The organism is Halomonas salsilacus, assembly GCF_051216275.1.
In the GTDB taxonomy this organism is placed as follows: domain Bacteria; phylum Pseudomonadota; class Gammaproteobacteria; order Pseudomonadales; family Halomonadaceae; genus Halomonas.
In genome coordinates this window covers 1-2634 of record NZ_JBPKAQ010000019.1, presented here as the reverse complement: position 1 = coordinate 2634, position 2634 = coordinate 1, and the positions used below count along the sequence as shown (strand labels likewise).

Here is a 2634-nt window from a genome sequence, read left to right as displayed (position 1 = left end):
AGCAGGGTATCCCCCACTGAATCCATAGGTGGTGGGAGGCGAACCGGGGGAACTGAAACATCTAAGTACCCCGAGGAAAAGAAATCAACCGAGATTCCCCCAGTAGCGGCGAGCGAACGGGGACCAGCCCTTAAGCCGGTGACTGATTAGACGAACGTGCTGGGAAGCACGGCCATAGCGGGTGATAGCCCCGTAGTCGAAAATCTGATCCTGTGAAATCGAGTAGGTCGGGGCACGAGAAACCTTGACTGAACATGGGGGGACCATCCTCCAAGGCTAAATACTCCTGGCTGACCGATAGTGAACCAGTACCGTGAGGGAAAGGCGAAAAGAACCCCGGAGAGGGGAGTGAAATAGATCCTGAAACCGTGTGCGTACAAGCAGTGGGAGCAGACATGTTCTGTGACCGCGTACCTTTTGTATAATGGGTCAGCGACTTATTTTCAGTGGCGAGCTTAACCGATTAGGGGAGGCGTAGGGAAACCGAGTCTTAACTGGGCGACCAGTCGCTGGAAATAGACCCGAAACCGGGCGATCTATCCATGAGCAGGTTGAAGGTTGAGTAACATCAACTGGAGGACCGAACCAGGATCTGTTGAAAAAGATTTGGATGACTTGTGGATCGGAGTGAAAGGCTAATCAAGCCCGGAGATAGCTGGTTCTCCTCGAAAGCTATTTAGGTAGCGCCTCACGTATCACCACCGGGGGTAGAGCACTGTTTCGGCTAGGGGGTCATCCCGACTTACCAACCCGAGGCAAACTCCGAATACCGGTGAGTGCAGCGTGGGAGACACACAGCGGGTGCTAACGTCCGTTGTGAAAAGGGAAACAACCCAGACCGTCAGCTAAGGTCCCGAAATCCTGGTTAAGTGGGAAACGATGTGGGAAGGCTCAGACAGCTAGGAGGTTGGCTTAGAAGCAGCCATCCTTTAAAGAAAGCGTAATAGCTCACTAGTCGAGTCGGCCTGCGCGGAAGATGTAACGGGGCTCAAACCAGGTACCGAAGCTACGGGTTCATCCTTTGGATGAGCGGTAGAGGAGCGTCGTGTAAGCCGATGAAGGTGGATTGAGAAGTCTGCTGGAGGTATCACGAGTGCGAATGCTGACATGAGTAACGACAAGGGGAGTGAAAAACTCCCCCGCCGGAAGACCAAGGTTTTCTGTTCTATGCTAATCAGAGCAGAGTGAGTCGGCCCCTAAGGCGAGGCCGAAAGGCGTAGTCGATGGGAAACGGGTCAATATTCCCGTACCTCACTGTATTGCGATGGGGGGACGAAGAAGGCTAGGTGAGCCAGGCGTTGGTTGTCCTGGTGAAAGCCAGTAGGCTGGGCGCTCAGGCAAATCCGGGAGCCCAAGGCCGAGAGGCGAGACGAACTGACCACGGTCAGGAAGTCATCGATGCCACGCTTCCAGGAAAAGCCTCTAAGCTTCAGATGCAGTGGGACCGTACCCCAAACCGACACAGGTGGTCAGGTAGAGAATACCCAGGCGCTTGAGAGAACTCGGGTGAAGGAACTAGGCAAAATGGTGCCGTAACTTCGGGAGAAGGCACGCCGGCGTAGTGTGAAGGGCCTCGCGCCCGGAGCATGAACCGGTCGAAGATACCAGGTGGCTGCAACTGTTTATTAAAAACACAGCACTCTGCAAACGCGCAAGCGGACGTATAGGGTGTGACGCCTGCCCGGTGCCGGAAGGTTAATTGATGGTGTTAGCGCAAGCGAAGCTCCTGATCGAAGCCCCGGTAAACGGCGGCCGTAACTATAACGGTCCTAAGGTAGCGAAATTCCTTGTCGGGTAAGTTCCGACCTGCACGAATGGCGTAATGATGGCCACGCTGTCTCCACCCGAGACTCAGTGAAATTGAAATCGCAGTGAAGATGCTGTGTACCCGCGGCTAGACGGAAAGACCCCGTGAACCTTTACTATAGCTTCACACTGGACGCTGATGTTGCTTGTGTAGGATAGCTGGGAGGCTAAGAAACCCGGACGCCAGTTCGGGTGGAGCCACCCTTGAAATACCAGCCTGGCATCATTGGCGTTCTAACTCAGGCCCGTTATCCGGGTCGAGGACCGTGTGTGGTGGGTAGTTTGACTGGGGCGGTCTCCTCCCAAAGCGTAACGGAGGAGCACGAAGGTACCCTCAGCACGGTTGGAAATCGTGCAGTGAGTGCAAGAGCATAAGGGTGCTTGACTGCGAGACAGACACGTCGAGCAGGTGCGAAAGCAGGTTCTAGTGATCCGGTGGTTCTGTATGGAAGGGCCATCGCTCAACGGATAAAAGGTACTCCGGGGATAACAGGCTGATACCGCCCAAGAGTTCACATCGACGGCGGTGTTTGGCACCTCGATGTCGGCTCATCACATCCTGGGGCTGAAGTCGGTCCCAAGGGTATGGCTGTTCGCCATTTAAAGTGGTACGCGAGCTGGGTTTAGAACGTCGTGAGACAGTTCGGTCCCTATCTGCCGTGGGCGTTGGACGTTTGAGAAGAGCTGCTCCTAGTACGAGAGGACCGGAGTGGACGCACCTCTGGTGTTCCGGTTGTCACGCCAGTGGCATTGCCGGGTAGCTATGTGCGGACAGGATAACCGCTGAAAGCATCTAAGCGGGAAGCCCCCTTCAAGATGAGACGTCCC

General features: G+C 55.1%; 1 rRNA gene. It reads left to right on the top strand.

The features are described 5' to 3' along the window. Nucleotides 1-2634: ribosomal RNA gene (locus tag ACR80S_RS17095) — 23S ribosomal RNA — on the top strand; the annotation flags it as partial.